Here is an 18705-nt window from a genome sequence, read left to right on the forward strand (position 1 = left end):
ATTCAGGGTTTCGCGGATCGCGGACCGTACCTGTCCGCGACCGCTGGCAGACTCGGCTCCATGGTGGAGACATCGGCACGGTTGCTGCGCCTGCTCTCGCTGCTCCAGGCGCACCGCGAATGGTCCGGCGCCGAGCTGGCCGACCGGCTCGGCGTCACGGCGCGCACGGTCCGCCGTGACGTGGACCGGCTGCGCGACCTCGGCTACCCGGTCAACGCCAGCCCCGGCACGGGCGGCGGCTACCAGCTCGGCGTGGGGGCCCGGCTGCCGCCGCTGCTCCTCGACGACGACGAGGCCGTCGCGGTCGCCGTGGGGCTGCGGACGGCCGCGGGCCAGGGCATCGACGGCATCGACGAGAGCTCCGTACGCGCCCTCGCCAAGCTGGAGCAGGTCCTGCCGCACCGGCTGCGCCACCGGGTCACCACCCTGACCTCGGTCACCGTGCCGATGCTGCGCGATGCCGGCGGCTCCCCGGTCGACCCCTCCGTGCTCACCGAACTCGCGGGCGCCTGCCGGGACTCCGAGCTGCTGCGTTTCGCGTACCGCGACCACGAGGGCTCCTCGTCCCGGCGCACCGTCGAACCGCACCGCCTGGTCTGCACCGAACACCGCTGGTACCTGGTCGCCTGGGACGTGGACCGTGCGGACTGGCGTACCTTCCGCGTCGACCGCATCACCCCCGCACCGCCGCACGGCCCCCGCTTCGCCCCCCGCACCCCGCCCGCCGACGACCTCGCCGCCTATGTCTCCCGAGGGGTCTCGACGCGGGTGTACGCGACGCAGGCCGTGGTGCGGCTCCTGGTGCCGTACGAGGAGGCCGCCGAGCGCGTCTCGCCGTCGGCCGGCGTCCTGGAGGCCGAGGGGCCCGGGAGCTGTCTGCTGCGCACCGGGGCCGCGACCCTCGATGTGATGGTGATCCATGTGGTGCTGCTGGGCTTCGCGTTCGAGGTGCTGGAGCCGGACGGGCTGACCGATGTCGTCAGACGGACCCGGGATCTGCTGTCCCGGGCGCTGGAGCGGCCCGGGGACGGGTCCTGACCCCCGTAGCGTGCTCCGGATGGCGCAGGTCGAACGCCGGGGACTCCGAGCGGATCGGGGGCAGCGTGGTGAAGTTGTGCCGGGGCGGCGGGCAGGCCGTCGCCCACTCCAGCGAACGCCCGAACCCCCACGGGTCGTCGACCTGGACCTTCTCGCCGTAGCGCGCGGTTTTCCAGACGTTGTAGAGGAACGGCAGCGTCGACAGGCCGAGCAGGAACGCCCCGATGGTCGACACCGTGTTGAGCGCCGTGAAGCCGTCGGCGGCGAGATAGTCCGCGTACCGCCGGGGCATGCCCTCCGCGCCGAGCCAGTGCTGGACGAGGAACGTCGTGTGGAAGCCGGTGAAGAGCGTCCAGAAGTGGATCTTGCCGAGCCGTTCGTCCAGCATCCTGCCGGTGAACTTGGGCCACCAGAAGGAGAATCCGGCGAAGGTCGCGAAGACGACCGTGCCGAACACGACGTAGTGGAAGTGCGCGACGACGAAGTACGAGTCGGTGACGTGGAAGTCCATCGGCGGGGACGCCAGGATCACCCCGGTCAGGCCGCCGAACAGGAACGACACCAGGAAGCCCACCGCCCACAGCATCGGCGTCTCGAAGGACAGCGAGCCCTTGATCATGGTGCCGGTCCAGTTGAAGAACTTCACGCCCGTGGGCACCGCGATGAGGAACGACAGGAGCGAGAAGAACGGCAGCAGCACCGCGCCCGTCGCGAACATGTGGTGCGCCCACACGACCACCGACAGGCCCGTGATGGTCATCGTCGCGCCGACCAGCGTCAGATAGCCGAAGATCGGCTTCCTGCTGAACACCGGGATGATCTCCGTGATGATCCCGAAGAACGGCAGCGCGATGATGTAGACCTCGGGATGCCCGAAGAACCAGAACAGGTGCTGCCACAGCAGCGCGCCGCCGTTGGCCGCGTCGAACACCACCGAGCCGAAGCGCCGGTCGGCCTCCAGGACCAGCAGGGACGCGGCGAGCACCGGGAACGCGATCAGGACGAGGATCGACGTGAACAGCACGTTCCAGGTGAAGATCGGCAGCCGGAACATCGTCATCCCGGGTGCGCGCATCGCGATGATCGTGGTCAGGAAGTTCACCGAGCCGAGGATCGTGCCGAACCCGGAGAGCGCGAGCCCCATGATCCACATGTCGGCGCCGATGCCGGGCGAGTGCTCCGGGCCGTTGAGCGGGGCGTACGCGAACCAGCCGAAGTCGGCCGGGCCGTCCGGCAGCGCCAGCGAGGCCAGCACGATCAGGCCGCCGAACAGGAACATCCAGTACGCGAGCATGTTCAGCCGGGGGAACGCCACATCGGGGGCGCCGATCTGGAGCGGCATGATCTCGTTGGCGAACCCGGCGAACGTCGGCGTCGCGAAGAGCAGCAGCATGATCGTGCCGTGCAGCGTGAACGCCTGGTTGAACTGCTCGGCGCTGACCAGTTGGAGCCCGGGGCGCGCGAGTTCGGCGCGCATCACCAGGGCGAGGAGCCCGGCGACCAGGAAGAAGCCGAACGAGGTGATCAGATAGAGATGGCCGATCGTCTTGTGATCGGTCGTCGTGAGCCAGCCCACGACGAGCCGCCCGAGCCGTCTCCCGCGCACCGGCTCCACTCGCGCCCGAGCCGTCTCCGTCCCCATCGCGCGCCCCTTCGCCGCTTGCGTTCCGGGCCTGTCATGAGCACTCGCCATGATGCTCGGGCGCGGGGCGGCCCGCCGGGGGCGCCTTTGCGCATGATGTGGGGGAAGCGTGAATTTCCTATGTGCCGTCAGCCTTTCCGGCGGCCCGCGAATTGTTGTCCGCCGGGCGTGTCGGCACTCTCGCCCGGCCCGTGAATTCACCGTGCTTCCGACGCCTTCCGCGCATGTTCGGAATTTCTTCTGCGGTGCGAACCGGGAAGAGCGAAAGAACTGCGGAACCGCTCGAACGTGTGAGGGAGTTCGGCGAAACGGGCGTAGTGATCCTGTGACACAAGTGTGACCGCCTCAGTGCCGAGCGGCGCTCCGTTCCGGCTTCCTTACGGCCCGCTTACGACCCGAAGGAAGGCAGGCGGAAGGCGGGCGGAAGGGCGGAAGAGACCCGTAAGCCGCCTTCCATCCGGCTTCCTTCCGCCTTCCGTGAGTGGTCCGGGGCGCCTAACGTGGCGTTCATGGCACCTTTTTCCACCCCGGCCCCAGAGCCCCACGACAACCCCGAGACCTATGTGGGTCTCAGCGCCGACGCCGCCGAGCGACAGGCCCGTGAACGCGGCTGGACCACGGTCAGATCGCTGCCTCCGGGCGCGATCATCACCATGGAGTACCGCGCGGGCCGGCTGAACTTCGAGGTCGCGGACGGCACCGTACGCCGGTCCTGGAAGGGCTGAGTCCGCGCCTGCCGGGTCGGTGACACGACCGAGGCCCCGGTTCCCTCAGGGGAGCCGGGGCCTTCGTCCGCGGGGCCGTGGCTGTGCGTACCGGGCGGCCTCGCCGTCGTTGCGGGTCCGCCGGTCAGGGGCGGGCCGACGCCGTGCCGCGCTGGACGCGGTCCGGGTGCGGGGGCCGGCGGCTGCCGACCGGGGTGACAGGTGTCCGTTCCGCGCGCGTGGCGTGCGGTCCCGGCGCCAGATACGCGGGATGCGCGGCCGTCCGCGCCGAGCGCACGGCGGCGGGCTCGCGCACCGGTGGCTCCGCGTCCGCGGGCTGGTCGGCGGGCGTATGGCGGGGGAACACCGCCCCGGGCACCCCGCCGACGGGCGCCGTACGCGTGCGCCGCCCGCGCCAGGCGTCCCGCAGATCGAAGAGACGGTCCTCGACCCTGGCGATCAGCGGCTCGAACCAGGGCAGGGCCAGCAGGATCAGCAGGCCCGCCGCCCAACCGAGCAGGACGTCGCTCAGCCAGTGGGTGCCGAGGTAGACGGTGGTGAGGCCGACGCCGAGCGCGACCACGGCCGAGAGGGCCGACAGATAGCGGCGGGCTCGCGGGGTCGAGGCGAGATAGGCGAGGATTCCCCAGGTCACGACGGCGTTGGCGGTATGGCCCGAAGGAAATATATCGCCGCCCTGCCACATCTCGTTCGAGCCGATCACGGTCGCGTAGTGCGGTCCGAGACGGCCCATGCCGAGCTTGGCGGCGCCGACGGTGATGTTGAGCAGGAGCAGTGACGTACCGAGCGTCAGCAGCGGGCGGAGCGTGTGCTGCCGCCAGGACCGCCAGCCCAGCCAGGCCGCGATCATCACGGCGGTCGGGCCACGCTGACCCAGAACCACGTAGTAGTCGAGGAACGCGTGAATCTCCGGCCACTGCTGATAAGGCCGGAAGAACATGACCTGCCAGTCGAAGCGGACCAGCCAGGACGTGGACCACACCGCGACGACAATCGTCAGATAGAAGGCCAGAGTCGCGCCCAGGAGGACGACTCTGTGCCGGCTCATCCTCGGGACATCGAGGTGGGCCGGTCGTTCCGGCTCACGGTCCAGCCGGGCGAAGACCCGGTCCAGACGGGTGAGGTTTGGTTCGGTACGCACGGAATCGACGTTACAGCGAGTGAGCTGCGGGCCAGGCCGAATCTGTCGCTTTGTGATGACGATGTGATGTGGCATTGCTCTCAAGGGGGGTGGTAATACCCCGGATTCAGTAATCCAATGACGTGCGGCGATTAATTCGGCTGATCGTTTCCGATGACTGCTTTATGTCACGGTCGAATTCTGTTCACCAGAAGCTGGTACGCAATTTCCCGGGCGCTCATCAATGATCTTGTGGCGGACAGAAGTTGATCACGCTCCGATCACGCCCGCATCACGCCCTGTTCATGCGACGGGACCGGGCCCCGGGACTACGTAGCGGCAGGGCCTTGTGACGCTGGGCCCACGGGCGTGGCGCACGCCACACCGGACGGAACACCCCAGGAGAGGTCCGCCACCCACCACGCCCGAGGCGTCGCGTACGCTGGCCGCTCACTCGCCTAACGCTGCCGGGCCCGGAAGACGTCCCCACTTCCGCGCCGAAGCCGCGGGAAGCCCCTCCCGCAGGCCCGCCGTGTGCGAGCGACCAGCCGGGAGGTACCGCATGTCAGGGACGCCCACGGCCGCATCGCGCCGCCATCCGAGCGCCTCCCTCACCGGACTCCTCCGCAAGCGCGGCCCCGGCCCCTTCGGCACCGGCGCCGAACCCAACCGCTGGCTCGTCCTCGTCGTCCTCTGCGTCAGCCTGCTCCTCGTCGCCGTCGACGCGACCGTGCTGCACGTCGCCGTCCCCGCCGTCACGGAGGACCTGCGGCCCAGCGGGATGGAACTCCTCTGGATCGTCGACATCTACCCGCTCGTCTGCGCCTCGCTGCTGATCCTCTTCGGCACGCTCGGTGACCGCGTCGGGCGCCGCCGCGTCCTGCTCATGGGCTACGCCCTCTTCGGCATCGCCTCCGCCGTGGCCGCACTCGCCGACAACGCCCAGGTCCTGATCGCGGCCCGCGCCCTGCTCGGCGTCGGCGGCGCGATGATCATGCCCGCGACGCTGTCGATCCTGCGCCAGGTCTTCCCCGACCGGCGCGAGCGCGCTCTCGCGATCGGCCTGTGGAGCGCCGTCGCCGCGGTCGGCGCCGCCGCCGGACCGCTGCTCGGCGGATTCCTCCTGGAGCACTTCTGGTGGGGCTCCGTCTTCCTCGTCAACATCCCGCTGATGCTGGTCAGCCTCCCTGTCGGACGGCTGCTGCTGCCCGAGTCGACGGGGGACCGCGACGGGCCGTGGGACGTCGTCGGCGCGCTGATGGCCGCCGCCGGGCTGTTCGGTCTGGTCCTCGGCGTCAAACGGCTCGGCGGCGGCGAAACCGTGCTCGGTCCGCTGACCCTGCTGCCGCTGATCGGTGGCGCGGCGCTGCTGGTCGCCTTCGTCCGGCGGCAGCGCGGACGCGCCCGTCCGCTCGTCGATCTGAAGATGTTCGCCCGGCCCGCGTTCAGCACGTCCGTCGGCTGCATCGTCCTCGCGATGCTCGCGCTCGTCGGCCTTGAACTGATCGCCGCGCAGTACCTGCAACTCGTCCTCGGCCTCACGCCCCTGGAGACCGGGCTGCGGCTGCTCCCGCTGACCATCGCCGCGATGGCCGCCGGGCTCCTCGGCGCCCGGATGCTCCAGCGCTTCGGCCCGCGCACCATGGTCTCCCTCGGCTTCGTCCTCACCGCGATCGCCGTCCTGATGCTCACGCCCATGGGCGCCGGCGACAACACCGGTCTGCTCCTCGCGGGCTTCCTGCTCCTCGGCTTCGGCCTGGAGACCACGCTGTTCGGCGCGTACGAGTCGATGCTCAGCGAGGCCCCGCAGGACCAGGCGGGCGGCGCCGCCGCGATCGGCGAGACCTCGTACCAACTCGGCGCCGGTATCGGGATCGCCCTGCTCGGCAGCGTGATGAACGCCGCGTACGCGCCCGGCGTCTCGTCCGTGCCCGGGGTCGCGCCGGGCGCGCGGGCCGCGGCCGGGCACTCGCTCGGTGAGGCGTACGAGGTCTCCGACCGGATCGGCGGGCCGACCGGGGACGCGCTCCGGCACGCGGCACGGACCTCGTTCGTGCACGGGCTGCATGTGACGCTGCTCGTCAGTGCCGGGTTGCTGTTGCTCGGGGCGGTTGCCGCGCTGCGGTTGCCACGGGTGATGATGGCCGACGCGGCCGACGTGACCCGGGGTACCGGCGCCGGAGCCGGCGTCAAGGGCGCCGATGTTCCGCTGCCGCGGGGGGCGGCGGAGGGGCGTGCCTCTGCGGTGGCCTCGCGGCCTGCCTGACCGGTTTTTGGGTGAGGGTGGGGGCGGTTGGGGACCGCCGGGCCGGGGTGGTGCGGGGTTGCTTGGCACCGCCGGGCTGCGCCGCGGTGGCTGAGCGCCGTTGCGGCGGGATTGAAGAAGTGGGGGATTGTGCGGTGCGGGTGGCTTGGTGCCGCCGGGTTGCGCCGTGGTGGCTGAGCGTCGTTGCGGCGGGTTGAAGTGGCGGGGGAGTGGGGGTTCGTGCGGGGTGGGCTGGTGCCGCCGGGTTGCGCTGCGGTGGCTGAGGGCCGTTGCGGCGGGTTGAGGAGGCGGGGGGTGGGGGTTTGTGTGGCGTGGCTTGGTGCCGCCGGGCTGCGCTGCGGTGGCTTAGGGCCGTTGCGGCGGGTTGATGAGGCGGGGGAGTAAGGGTTCGAGCGGCTTGCGTCGGGGTTGACGCTGTTGGCGGTTGCCTGCGCCGCTGGGGCCGGGCAAGGCGCTCACCGGGTTGACGCCTTGTGGGTCGCCGGTGAGCGGCCTTGCTCAGCTCTGGTTGAAGAAGCCGTCGGTGGGGCGGCTCGCGGCCTCACCGCTGACGATCTCCGTGTGGGCGGGGGTCAGCAGGAAGACGCGGGTGGCCACGCGCTCGATGGAGCCGCGCAGACCGAAGGTCAGACCGGCCGCGAAGTCGACGACGCGCTTGGCGTCGGCGGCCTCCATGGCCGTGAGGTTGACGATGACGGGCACACCGTCCCGGAAGAGTTCACCGATACCGCGGGCGTCCCGGAAGCTGTCCGGCGTGACCGTGCCGATCCGCCGGCCGGTCTCCTCGGCCGACTCCGTCGCCACCTTCACGCGCGGGTCGGTCACCCAGGCGTCGCCGGGGCTCTCGGCAGCGTCGTCTTCGTAACCGTCGTAGTAACGCTCGTCATCGTTGTTGTCGTCGACGAGGCCAAGCCAGGCACTCGCCTTGCGCACCGATCCCATGGACGCCTCCTCTCACAGCGGTCTTTGCTGGTTCCGCGTGCCTATCGTCGTCCATGATGCTGATGACGCGCCAAGGGGATAGCCGCCGCGCGGGGTTTTCGTGACGGTACTGGTGCAGAGCAAAAGTGTTGAGGCTCCTTGTCTCCCAAGGGTCGTACCGGGCACCGCTGCTGACTGAGAGTGAAATATGATTTGCGGCGGCGTTCGGGTGACGGCCGGGGCGTCCGGGTGAACGACGGGGTGGTCAGCATGCCCCGCACAACGGCTTTCGACGCACGGGGGACGTGGTCATGTTCGGAATCGTCAGGCCCTGCCGGCACCGTCTCGGCGAACGGTTGGGCGCGGAATGGCTCGCCCACCTGTGCGGCCTGTGTCTCGCGCTGCGCGGCGACCACGGCCAGTTCGCGCGGCTCGTCACGAACTACGACGGGCTGCTCGTCTCGGTTCTGACGGAGGCTCAGGCGGACCGGGACGGCACCGGACGACGCACCGCCGGGCCCTGTCCGCTGCGCGGAATGCGCGGCGCGTCCGTCGCGCAGGGTGAGGGAGCGCGGCTCGCGGCGGCCGTTTCGCTCGTCCTGGCGTCGGCGAAGATGCGTGACCACATGCTGGACGGGGACGGGCTGTTGGCGCGCCGCCCGGTCGCGGTCGCGGCGCGCCGGGTGGCCGCGACGTGGGACAAAGCGGGCCATCGGACCGGCGCCGCCGTCGGGTTCGACACCGCCGTGCTCGTCCACGCCGTCGACCGGCAGTCGGACATCGAGGCCCTCGCGGGGCCCGGCACACCCCTGTTGACGGTCACCGAGCCCACCGAGACGGCCACCGCCGCGGCCTTCGCGCACACCGCCGTGCTGGCCGGCCGACCGGAGAACCGCGCCCCGCTCGCCGAGGCCGGCCGTCTCTTCGGGCGGCTCGCCCATCTCCTGGACGCCGTCGAGGACCAGGCGGCCGACGCCGCGTCCGGCGCCTGGAACCCGCTCACCGCCACCGGCACCGACCGCGCCGAGGCCCGCCGCCTCGCCGACGACGCGCTGCACGGGATACGCCTAGCGCTGCGCGACGCCGAGTTCACCGACGGCCGCCTCGCCCATGTCCTGCTCGCCCACGAACTGCGTACCTCGGTGGACCGTGCGTTCGGTACGAGCGCGTGCGCGCACCGGGCGCCCGAGGCGTACGGCCCGGCGCCCGGCGGACCGTACGCGCCCGGTGGGCCCGCGGGACCGCCACCCCTCCCGCCCGAACCGCCGCGCCGCGACCGCCGCGGACTGCTCGCGGGCTGCCTGGTGTGGGCGGGCCTCGCCTGTACGTGCCAGATGTGCTGCGGCACGTTCGAGGATCCGTGGAGCCGGGAGCGCAGGGAAGGGTTGTGCGGGCAGTGCGACTGCAGTGGGTGCGACGGGTGCTGCGACTGCTGTTCGTGCTGCGACGGGTGTGATGGGTGTGACGGTTGCGACTGCGGGTGCAGTTGCTGAGCCATCGTCAAACTGAGGGGAGGGGAAAGCGGGGGCGCGTGTGAAGGCGCGGGGGAAGAACGGCGCCCGACGGTGTGCGGCGCCCGGGAATGCACGGCGAACCCCGTCACGGTCACGACGGGCTCGGGCAGTGCAGGGGGTCAGCTCAACAGGACGCCGACCACACTCGACCGAAGTCGATGTGGGAGCGCGTGACCAGCCACTGCTGCGGATGCATGGGGCAAGTGGAACAGGCATCCGGTGTCGCGTCAACTGCCGTGAGACGGACCGCCCACAGTATGGACACCCTTGACAACGGGCGCGACGGCGCCCTTAGTCTCGGGGGTACGGACCGCTGCTGAGGGGCTCGGATCCGTATCTCCCGTGTGAAGGCAAGACCGTGCCGAATTCCCGTGCCCACGGAGCCTTCGCATGCCCTTGCAGCCACTTTTCGCACGACACCCACTGACACCTCGGACACCCCGGACACCCCGCGCCGGCGCCGCCCCGTGCCCGGGGTGCGCCCGATGAAGCCCGTCCTGGTGATCGTGGGAGGCGGGCCGCGGGGGACCGGACTCCTGGAGCGGATCGCCGCCAACGCGCCCGCGCTGTACGCCGGTCCGGGCCTCGACATCCACCTCGTCGACCCGCACCCGCCCGGCGGCGGCCGGATCTGGCGGCAGGACCAGTCACCGCTGCTGTGGATGAACTCCATGGCCGAGGACGTCACCATGTTCACCGACGACACCGTGCTGCTCGACGGGCCCGTCCAGCCCGGACCGACCCTCCACGAATGGGCGGGCCTCGACGGGCACACCTTCCCCGACCGGCGGCTCGGCGGCTCCTATCTGCGCTGGGTGTACGAGCGTGCGGTCGCCGCGCTGCCGTCCGGCACCACCGTCCACCACCACGCGCGGCGCGCCACCCGGGTCACCGGACCCCGCGCGGGCCGTCAGCGGGTCTGGCTCGAAGGCCGCACCGCCCCGCTCGTCGCCGACCTCGTCGTCCTCGCCCTCGGCCATCTCGACGCCGAACCCGACGCGGAACAGCGCCGGCTGACCGCGTACGCCACCCGGCACGGGCTCGTCCATCTGCCGCCCGGCTTCACCGCCGACGCCGACCTGTCCCCGCTCGCCCCCGGGGAACCCGTCCTCGTCCGCGGCTTCGGCCTCGCCTTCGTCGACCTGATGGTCCTGCTCACCGAGGGCCGCGGCGGACGCTACGAGCAGGGGCCCGGCGGCGCGCTGACGTACCGTCCGTCGGGGCGGGAGCCCGTGCTGCACGTCGGTTCGCGGCGCGGGGTTCCCTACCGCTCCAAGATCGGCTACGCCCTGGACGGTGAACGGCCGCCGCTGCCCCGGTTCTTCGGGCCCGCCGAGGTCGACGCGCTGCTCGCCCGAGGCGGTGGAGTCGACTTCCGCGAGGACATATGGCCACTCGTCGACAAAGAGCTGGGCTTCGCGCACTACCACCGCCTCTTCGCCGCCCACCCCGAACGCACCACGGCCACCTGGAGCGAGTTCGAGGAGAGGTACGCCGCCGCCCCGCCGCTCGGCTCCGCACTCCGCGCGCTGGTCGCGTCCGCCGTTCCCGACCCCGCCGACCGGCTCGACCTCGCCGCGCTCGACCGGCCGCTCGACGGCGTCCGGTTCGCGAGCCGCGACGCGCTCCAGGACGGGCTGCGCGCCCACATCACCCATGACCTGACACGCCGTCACGACCCGGCGCACAGCCCTGACCTGGCCGTCTTCCTCGGACTGCTCTCCGTGTACGGGCAGCTCGTGCGGCTCGGCGACATCGGCCCCTGGTGGCACGGCTTCTTCAGCTACCTCGCCTCCGGGCCGCCAGGACCCCGGCTGCGCCAGCTCCTCGCCCTCTCCCGGGCGGGCGTCGTCCGGTTCCTCGGTGCCGATGCGACCGTCACCGCCGAGGACGGGATCTTCCGCGCCACCGGGCCGTCCGTGCCCGGCGCCCGCGTCGACGCCCGCGCGCTCGTGGAGGCCAGGCTGCCGCTGCCCACGGTCGAGCACACCGACGATTCGCTGCTGCGGGAGCTGTACGCGGAAGGGGCCGCCGCGACCCCCGAGGGGCTGCTCGCCGTCGACCCCGGGGACGGCCGTGTCCTGGACCGCGCGGGGGCGCCGCACCCGCGTCGGTTCGCCCTCGGTCCGCACACCGACGCGCGCGGCTCGGGCGCCTTCACCCGGCCCCGTACCAACGGGCCCGCCTTCCGGCAGAACGACGCCACCGCGCGCGCGGTGCTCGCCTTTCTGCGCGACGTGTCCTGTCGCGCCGCCGCCTGACCGACGGCACGCACCGGCCCCCTGTCGAGGTGACCGGAGGACACCCGCCTTCCCGACAGAGAGGTTTGTCGACATGGACGTACTCCGGCCCCGGGGGCTGGTGCACATCGCCGCCGGGGTGGACCTCGGCGGGGTGCACGACGCAGGTCCCCATGTCGATTTGGCGCGGCTTGCCGAGCGCGGGGCGCTGGACTTCGTGACCCTCGGCGGCTCCTCCGGGCGGCCGGGGTTCGACGCGCTCGCCGTGCTGTCCCGGGCCGCGCAGGAGACCACGCGGATCGGACTCGTACCGGCCGTGACCGTCATCAACCGCAGCGATCCGTTCCGAGTCCAGGCCGCCGTCGCCGGTCTCGACCAGGTGAGCCGGGGCCGCGCGGGTTGGCGTATCGACGTGTCGACCGAGGCGGGTGACGCCCGGCCGCCCGAACAGCTGTGGCGGGACGCCGGTGCGGTCGCCGGTGCCTGTGTCCGGTGGTGGGACGGGGGCGGTGGGGACGGCCGGGACGGTCGCGATACGGCGACTGGTCGTTTGATCGACCCTGACATATCGCGCCTTGTCGACTTCGAGGGTGGCGTGTTCGAGGAGGGCATGTTCGAGGGCGGCTTCTCCGTGCGACGGCCTTCGGTCGCGGCCCGGCCTCCGCAGGGCCGTCCCGTCACGGTGGTCGACGCGACCGATCCGCACGCCAGGGACACCGCCGCCCGGTACGCGGACGTGGCGCTGGTCGCCGCACCCGGACCGGACCGTGCCGCCGCCGTACGGGCCGAACTGCGCGCGGCGGCCGGAGCGTACGGGCGGGACCCCGACACGCTCCGGGTCTTCGCCGCCCTCGCGGTCGACCTCGGCGGCGGCGAGTACGCGGCCGAGCCGGGCCACGGCGGCGGAGGACCGAGGCCGAGCCCGCGCGGACCCCTCTACCGGGGCGGCCCCGTCGACCTCGCCGAACTGATCGCCGCCTGGCACGACACCGGCGCGGCCGACGGCTTCCACCTCACCCCCGTCGAGCCGCGCCGCGACCTGGAACGGCTCGTCAACGGCACCGTGCCGCTGCTCCAGCACCGGGCCCTGTTCCGCTCGTTCTATCCGGGCGCCACGCTCCGGGAGCACCTGGATCTCGCGCGGCCCGCACGGCGTTACGCCCCGACAGGGGAGCAGGGCTGACCCGTCGCCCGCCCCTCCCGTCACATGTTCCGGACGGTCGAATTCCGGCCAAGCGGGGGCCGGGGATGTCGGGAGCCGGTGGCCGGGTCCGTCGCGGGCGGGTGCGCGGGCGGTGCCGTACGGCCTCCGTGTGCGCCCTGGTCGGGGGCGGGCCGTGCTGGACACACGGGTAAACGGAACCTCAAACGTCCTTGATCCGGAACCTGTTGGAACGTCTGTACGTCTTATGCCGTGAGTGGTGAGGCAAGCCCCGGTGGTCCACGCAAAAGCGCTGGAAAGGCCCCGGGGCTGCTCGGTGTACACGCGTAGACGGCCGAAAGGCGCCCTTGTGCCCGGCACCCGCGTGCCCGAATACTCCCGAGCAGCGCTTGTCAGGGACACGGCGTACCGGAATCCGGAACACCAGTCTCTGACTGCGCCTCACGGGCCCCGACCCCACGCGGGCCCCCGACTTCCCCATGGGAGGGAACGAGCAGTGAGGATCAAGCGCATGACCCCCCGCACCGGCATGTCGAGACGGAATCGGCTGATCGCCGTCACCACCGGACTCGTCGCCGCCGCCGCGTTCGCCGTACCCTCGGCCAACGCGGAGACCGCGCGCACCTACGACGCCGCGACGCTCGCCAAGGCGAGCACCTCGGTGCTCGACTCGGATGTCGCGGGCACCGCCTGGACCGTCGACCCCGCCACGAACCGGGTCGTCGTCACCGCGGACAGCACTGTCTCGCAGGCGGAGATCAACAAGATCAAGAAGGCGGCGGGCAACAGCGCCGACGCCATCACGGTGAAGCGCGTCAAGGGCGCGTTCAAACCGCTGATCTCCGGTGGTGACGCGATCTACGCGAGTAGCTGGCGTTGTTCGCTCGGCTTCAACGCCCACAGCGGCAGCACCTACTACTTCGTGACGGCCGGTCACTGCACCGACGGCGCGGGCACCTGGTGGTCGAACTCGGCGCACACCACCACCCTCGGCACCACGGCCGGATCCAGCTTCCCCACCAACGACTACGGCCTGGTCCGCTACACCAACACCTCGGTGAGCCACCCGAGCACGGTGGGCAGCCAGACGATCACGAGCGCGGCCACGCCGTCCGTGGGCACCACGGTCTACCGCCGCGGTTCCACCACCGGCACCCACAGCGGCCGGGTCACCGCCCTCAACGCCACCGTCAACTACGGCAACGGTGACATCGTCTACGGCATGATCCAGACCACGGTCTGCGCCGAGCCCGGTGACTCCGGCGGTTCGCTCTACGCCGGCACCACGGCGTACGGTCTGACCTCCGGCGGCAGCGGCAACTGCACCTCCGGCGGCACGACCTTCTTCCAGCCGGTCACCGAGGCGCTGAACGCCTACGGCCTGACCATCGGCTGACCTTCCGTATCACCGCGAACCCCCGTCCGGGCCGACCGGGCGGGGGTTCGTCGTGCGGCCGGGGGGAACCTCCGACAGAGACCGAATCGGACCCGGGGGGAACCATGGAGAACGACGCCCAACGCAGGGTGCGGCGCAGCCCGTTGCTGTTCACCGCGCCTCTGGTGCTGCTCGGCGCGCTGACGCTGATACTGGCGTGGGAGACGGTCCGTTCGAACGTCACCGGCGACCTGGCGGAGCAGTGGCCCTGGCGGCTGCGGCTGATGGACATGAGCCCGCTGGGCAGCCTGGTCGCGGTGGCCGCGGCGGCGGTCCTGGCCCGTGCGCAGTACGCGCGGACCGTACGGCCCGTCCTGGGCTGGCGGGCCTCCTGGTCGCTCGGCCCGCTCACCCCGCACAGCGCCGCCTGGACCGTGGGCATCCTCAACGGCGGGCAGCAGCACGCCGTGATCGAGCAGGTGGACTACCAGGTGGTGCTCACGGGCGGCGAAGCCCGGCCCTGGTACGGACACGCCGGGACGCAGGGGGAGTTGCGTGCGGTGGGCCTGGAGTTCGGCACCGACTACCTCCTTGAGCTGTACGCCCCCGGCTTCCCGCTCGCCGGCGGCAGCGGCACCGTGCAGACGGGGCTCTTCACCCGCCGGTTCGTCGAGCGGGTCGACGCGCTGCGGATGCGCGTGCGCGTGGTGGACTCGGTGGGCGACAGCCATGAACGGGTGATGGACCTCATGCGCGGGGCGCGATAGGCGTTCGGGGCCCCCGGTTGTTTCGGTCGTGACCGGTCCCTCCCCCTTCCTGTGGTGGGGAGTTACCTTCGAAGGACACGCCTGAAGCGTCGACTCGGGACCCTGGGGGCCGTCATGGTCGAGGAGTTGGTGGTGGCGGGCATCGCCGTCCTGTCCGCCGGAGCCGTCACCGCGATGGCGGCGGCCCATGTCGTCAAACAGTACGAACGCGGGGTCGTCTTCCGGCTCGGGCGGCTCAAGTCCCAGGTGCGCGGGCCGGGGTTCACCATGATCGTTCCGTTCGTCGACCGGATGCGTAAGGTCAACATGCAGATCGTGACGATGCCGGTGCCCGCCCAGGAAGGCATCACCCGGGACAACGTGACGGTACGGGTCGACGCGGTCGTCTACTTCAAGGTGGTCGACGCCGCCGAGGCGGTCGTACGGGTCGAGGACTACCGTTTCGCGGTCTCGCAGATGGCGCAGACGTCCTTGCGGTCCATCATCGGAAAGAGCGACCTGGACGATCTGCTGTCCAACCGGGAAAAGCTCAACCAGGGCCTTGAGCTGATGATCGACAGCCCGGCCATCGGCTGGGGCGTCCAGATCGACCGCGTGGAGATCAAGGACGTCTCCCTGCCCGAGACGATGAAACGGTCGATGGCCCGCCAGGCCGAGGCCGACCGTGAGCGCCGCGCCCGCGTCATCAACGCCGACGCCGAACTCCAGGCGTCCAAGAAGCTCGCCGAGGCCGCCGCGCAGATGTCCGAGCAGCCCGCGGCCCTCCAGCTCCGGCTGCTCCAGACCGTGGTCGCGGTCGCCGCCGAGAAGAACTCGACGCTGGTGCTGCCGTTCCCCGTCGAACTGCTCCGGTTCCTTGAGCGGGCGGCACCGACGCCTGCATCGGCACCGACACCGGCACCGACACCGGCGACCGTGGACGTGGCGCGTGAGGAGGAGCCCGTGCCGTCGTCCCAGGAGACCGCCGAGACTCTGGCCCGCGCGGTCGTGGAAGCCCTCGCCCGGGGGGTCGGTGGCCCGGAGGTCCGGGGGATCGAGGCGGGCGACGCGGATGAGGTGGCGTCCGATTCCGGTCCCGGAGGGGCGAGAACAGGACAGGACTAGTCCTCACAGGCTGCCGAAGGGCCGATTGCAGGCGGTGTTTGCAACGGGAACCGGGAGGGCGTGACCGGGGGCGCCCGTGGCGTGGGGCGCGTACGGCCGGGTTCGTGCGCGCGTCCTGAAGTCGACCTTGTGTGCTACCGATCGGTATCGGAATAGTGGTCGCCGTCCACGGGTGTGGACGCCGATTTCGACTGTCCCGTACGTATTCTGACGGTCTGTCGAGTCCGTGCCCAACGCCTTCTGGTCCCGGTGACCCCCCACACGATCCGGGACCGGCCCCCCACAGGAGGACATGAGTTGAAGCACCGACGTATACACAGGCGGCGGGCCGCCCTGGCAGGTGCGGGTATCGCCGCGCTGGTCGCCGCGGGCGTCACCTTCCAGACTGCGAACGCGAGCACCGAGACCCCCGCGCCGACCCCCGAGACCCTCTCGGTGGCCAAGGCCGGAAAGCTCGCCTCGACCCTCGTCAAGGACCTCGGTACGGACGCCGCCGGCTCGTACTACGACGCCCAGGCCAGGAACCTGGTCGTCAACGTCCTGGACGAGGCGTCCGCGAAAGCGGTCGAGGCCGCCGGGGCGCGGGCCAGAATCGTCGAGAACTCCCTCGCCGAGCTGAAGAGCGCCCGCGCCACGCTCCAGGACGAGGCGACCATCCCGGGTACGTCCTGGGCGGTCGACCCGGCCACCAACAAGGTCGTCGTCACGGCGGACCGTACGGTCGACGGCGACCGGCTGAAGAAGCTGACGGGCGTCGTCAAGAGTCTCGGCGCCACCGCCGAACTCCAGCGCAGCAAGGGGGAGTTCCGGCCCTACATCGCGGGCGGTGACGCCATCACCGGCGGCGGCGGGCGCTGCTCGCTCGGCTTCAACGTGGTCAAGGACGGTCAGCCGTACTTCCTCACGGCCGGGCACTGCACCGAGGCGATCTCGACCTGGTCGGACTCCTCGGGGCAGCAGATCGGGCAGAACGCGGGCTCCAGCTTCCCGGACAACGACTACGGGATCGTCCAGTACACCGCGGACGTGCCGCACCCGAGCGAGGTCGACCTCTACAACGGCAGCGCGCAGCAGATCACCCAGGCCGGCGACGCCACCGTCGGTATGCGGGTGACGCGCAGCGGCTCCACCACACAGGTGCACGACGGGTCGGTCACCGGCCTGGACGCCACCGTCAACTACGGCAACGGCGACATCGTCAACGGGCTCATCCAGACCGACGTGTGCGCCGAGCCCGGCGACAGCGGTGGCTCGCTGTTCTCCGGCAGCACCGCGATCGGGCTCACCTCGGGCGGCAGCGGCAACTGCACCTCGGGCGGGGTGACGTTCTTCCAGCCCGTACCGGAGGCGCTGGCCGCTTATGGGGCGGAGATCGGCTGACGGTTCGATCGGTGGCACCGGAAGGTCCGTTCCCGCTGCGCGGGGCCGGGCCTTCCGTCGTCCGCCGGCGCGGGCTTGCGTTCCGCTGCGCGGGGCTTCCGGCTGCCGCCGGGGCTTGGCGTTCCGCCTCGTCGGCGGGGGAGTTTCGCTTGCGCGGGGCCGGGGGGCGGCTTGGCACCGCCGGGACGCGCCGTGGGGGTTGAACGCCGTTGCGGCGGATACAAAGGTCGGCGACTTTGTGGCAGACGGATTGACTTGGCGCCGGGGAGAAGGCGCCGTTGCGGCGGACCGAAATTCAGGGACCCGAGCCCTACGCGGGAAGTGGTGGCTTCTCAAGCCGGGGTTCGGGACGGGGTTCGGGGCCGGGTTTCCCGCGCAACGACGTCAGAAGGGTCACGGCTGTGCCTCCCACCGCCCAGGCCGACAGGGTCAGGAGGGGTGCGGTCAGGGCGTTGCCGTGGAAGTAGGCGATCGAGCGGGCCGACCAGGTGCCCGCGCCCGGCGGGAGCGCCGGGCCGATCGCGCGCCAGAACGGCGGCAGCATCGGCAGCGGGAAGGCGCCGCCCGCGCTCGGGTTGCCCGCGATCACCACGATCAGGATGGCGAGCCCGATGCCCACGATCCCGGTGAGCCCCTGGAGCGCGAGCGTCGTCGCACCCACCGCGAAGGTGATCAGCGCCCCCAGACCCCACAGCGCCAGGACACTCCCGGGCAGCGCCCCGAGGATCGGCCCGACGATCACCGCGCCGCCGATTCCGCCGGCGACCGAGGCGAGCGCCATCGCCCCCAGCCGGATCACCGCCCGCTGCGGATTCGCCGGCCGCGCGCCCGCGCTGATCGCCAGGATCGACGCGCACAGATAGCCGCCGACGCACCAGCCGACCACCAGATAGAAGGAGGTGAGGCCGTTGAAATCGCTCCGCGACGCGGGGGCCACGTCCTCCGTCCGTACCGTGCGCCCCTGCTGGGTCTCCAGGCCGGTGACGAGCCCGGTCAGCGTCGCGGAGAGCACGGTTCCGCCGCCGGACGCGACCAGCAGGGTGTCCGTGGGCGCGGCCGGGTCGACCACCAGGACGCCGTCGAGTTCACGGTTCATGATCTTCTGCCGCGCCTCGGCCCGGTCCTTCACCGCGCGCGGCGCCAGCGGCATACCGGGCAGCGCCCCCAGTTGGTCGACCGTCTGCCCGAGCACCTGCGGCGGCGCCACCACACCGAACGGGACGTCCGTCGGCTTCGGATGGTGCAGGGCACCTACGTACGAGGCGATGAAGAGGAGTTGCAGGGCGACCACGCCCACGACCAGCACCGCCGCCCGTGGCGTCACCGCGCTCTTCACCTCGTCCAGGAAACGCATGCCCTCACCGTCCGGCGCGTGAGGTGTTCACGCAGGCGGGCCGGGTCCGAATGGCGTACTCCCCGCCGAGCACCCGCCGACCCCGGCCGTACTCGTA

General features: G+C 71.4%; 12 protein-coding genes and 2 pseudogenes. 10 read left to right on the forward strand and 4 right to left on the reverse strand.

What is annotated here, in order from left to right:
* The first annotated feature begins 60 nt into the window (after nt 1-60).
* Nucleotides 61-1110, forward strand: a pseudogene (locus tag ACIQNU_RS36100) (helix-turn-helix transcriptional regulator).
* Between the two features lie 46 nt (nt 1111-1156).
* On the opposite strand, the pseudogene ACIQNU_RS36105 reads toward ACIQNU_RS36100, so the two are convergent.
* Nucleotides 1157-2731, reverse strand: a pseudogene (locus ACIQNU_RS36105) (cbb3-type cytochrome c oxidase subunit I); the annotation flags it as partial.
* Between the two features lie 458 nt (nt 2732-3189).
* Here ACIQNU_RS36105 and ACIQNU_RS36110 point away from each other — a divergent pair.
* Nucleotides 3190-3405, forward strand: coding sequence for an I78 family peptidase inhibitor (locus ACIQNU_RS36110; RefSeq protein WP_401374574.1), 216 nt, complete (start codon nt 3190-3192; stop codon nt 3403-3405).
* A 124-nt stretch (nt 3406-3529) separates the two neighbouring features.
* On the opposite strand, the gene ACIQNU_RS36115 is transcribed toward ACIQNU_RS36110, so the two are convergent.
* Nucleotides 3530-4546 (reverse strand): phosphatase PAP2 family protein, encoded by a 1017-nt coding sequence (locus ACIQNU_RS36115; RefSeq protein WP_401374576.1) that lies wholly within the window; start codon nt 4544-4546, stop codon nt 3530-3532.
* Between the two features lie 541 nt (nt 4547-5087).
* Between ACIQNU_RS36115 and ACIQNU_RS36120 the strand changes: the two genes are divergently transcribed.
* On the forward strand, nt 5088-6791 hold the full coding sequence (locus ACIQNU_RS36120; RefSeq protein WP_401374579.1) for an MFS transporter: 1704 nt from the start codon (nt 5088-5090) through the stop codon (nt 6789-6791).
* A 498-nt stretch (nt 6792-7289) separates the two neighbouring features.
* On the opposite strand, the gene ACIQNU_RS36125 is transcribed toward ACIQNU_RS36120, so the two are convergent.
* Nucleotides 7290-7733 carry a cell division protein SepF gene (locus ACIQNU_RS36125; protein WP_401374581.1) on the reverse strand — a complete coding sequence of 148 codons (444 nt, stop codon included), beginning with the start codon at nt 7731-7733 and terminating at the stop codon, nt 7290-7292.
* Between the two features lie 290 nt (nt 7734-8023).
* Between ACIQNU_RS36125 and ACIQNU_RS36130 the strand changes: the two genes are divergently transcribed.
* The 7 genes from ACIQNU_RS36130 to ACIQNU_RS36160 all read left to right on the forward strand — a co-directional run bounded on the left by ACIQNU_RS36130 (nt 8024) and on the right by ACIQNU_RS36160 (nt 17254).
* On the forward strand, nt 8024-9205 hold the full coding sequence (locus ACIQNU_RS36130) for a DUF5685 family protein (protein ID WP_401374583.1): 1182 nt from the start codon (nt 8024-8026) through the stop codon (nt 9203-9205).
* 506 nt (nt 9206-9711) lie between these two features.
* Nucleotides 9712-11487 carry an FAD/NAD(P)-binding protein gene (locus tag ACIQNU_RS36135; RefSeq protein ID WP_401374585.1) on the forward strand — a complete coding sequence of 592 codons (1776 nt, stop codon included), beginning with the start codon at nt 9712-9714 and terminating at the stop codon, nt 11485-11487.
* 73 nt (nt 11488-11560) lie between these two features.
* Nucleotides 11561-12649 carry an LLM class flavin-dependent oxidoreductase gene (locus tag ACIQNU_RS36140; RefSeq protein ID WP_401374587.1) on the forward strand — a complete coding sequence of 363 codons (1089 nt, stop codon included), beginning with the start codon at nt 11561-11563 and terminating at the stop codon, nt 12647-12649.
* A 475-nt stretch (nt 12650-13124) separates the two neighbouring features.
* Nucleotides 13125-14024, forward strand: coding sequence for a S1 family peptidase (locus ACIQNU_RS36145; protein WP_401374589.1), 900 nt, complete (start codon nt 13125-13127; stop codon nt 14022-14024).
* Nucleotides 14025-14128: 104 nt separating this feature from the next.
* On the forward strand, nt 14129-14770 hold the full coding sequence (locus ACIQNU_RS36150) for a hypothetical protein (protein ID WP_401374592.1): 642 nt from the start codon (nt 14129-14131) through the stop codon (nt 14768-14770).
* A 114-nt stretch (nt 14771-14884) separates the two neighbouring features.
* Nucleotides 14885-15874, forward strand: coding sequence for a slipin family protein (locus ACIQNU_RS36155; RefSeq protein ID WP_401374594.1), 990 nt, complete (start codon nt 14885-14887; stop codon nt 15872-15874).
* A 297-nt stretch (nt 15875-16171) separates the two neighbouring features.
* Complete coding sequence (locus tag ACIQNU_RS36160) at nt 16172-17254, forward strand: S1 family peptidase (protein WP_401374597.1); 1083 nt, start codon at nt 16172-16174, stop codon at nt 17252-17254.
* Nucleotides 17255-17564: 310 nt separating this feature from the next.
* Here ACIQNU_RS36160 and ACIQNU_RS36165 read toward each other — a convergent pair whose 3' ends face one another.
* Nucleotides 17565-18608, reverse strand: a complete 1044-nt coding sequence (locus tag ACIQNU_RS36165; RefSeq protein ID WP_401374599.1) for a DUF3533 domain-containing protein — start codon at nt 18606-18608, stop codon at nt 17565-17567.
* Nucleotides 18609-18705 lie beyond the last annotated feature (97 nt).

The sequence above is a fragment of the Streptomyces sp. NPDC091292 genome (genome assembly GCF_044757265.1).
Lineage (GTDB): Bacteria > Actinomycetota > Actinomycetes > Streptomycetales > Streptomycetaceae > Streptomyces.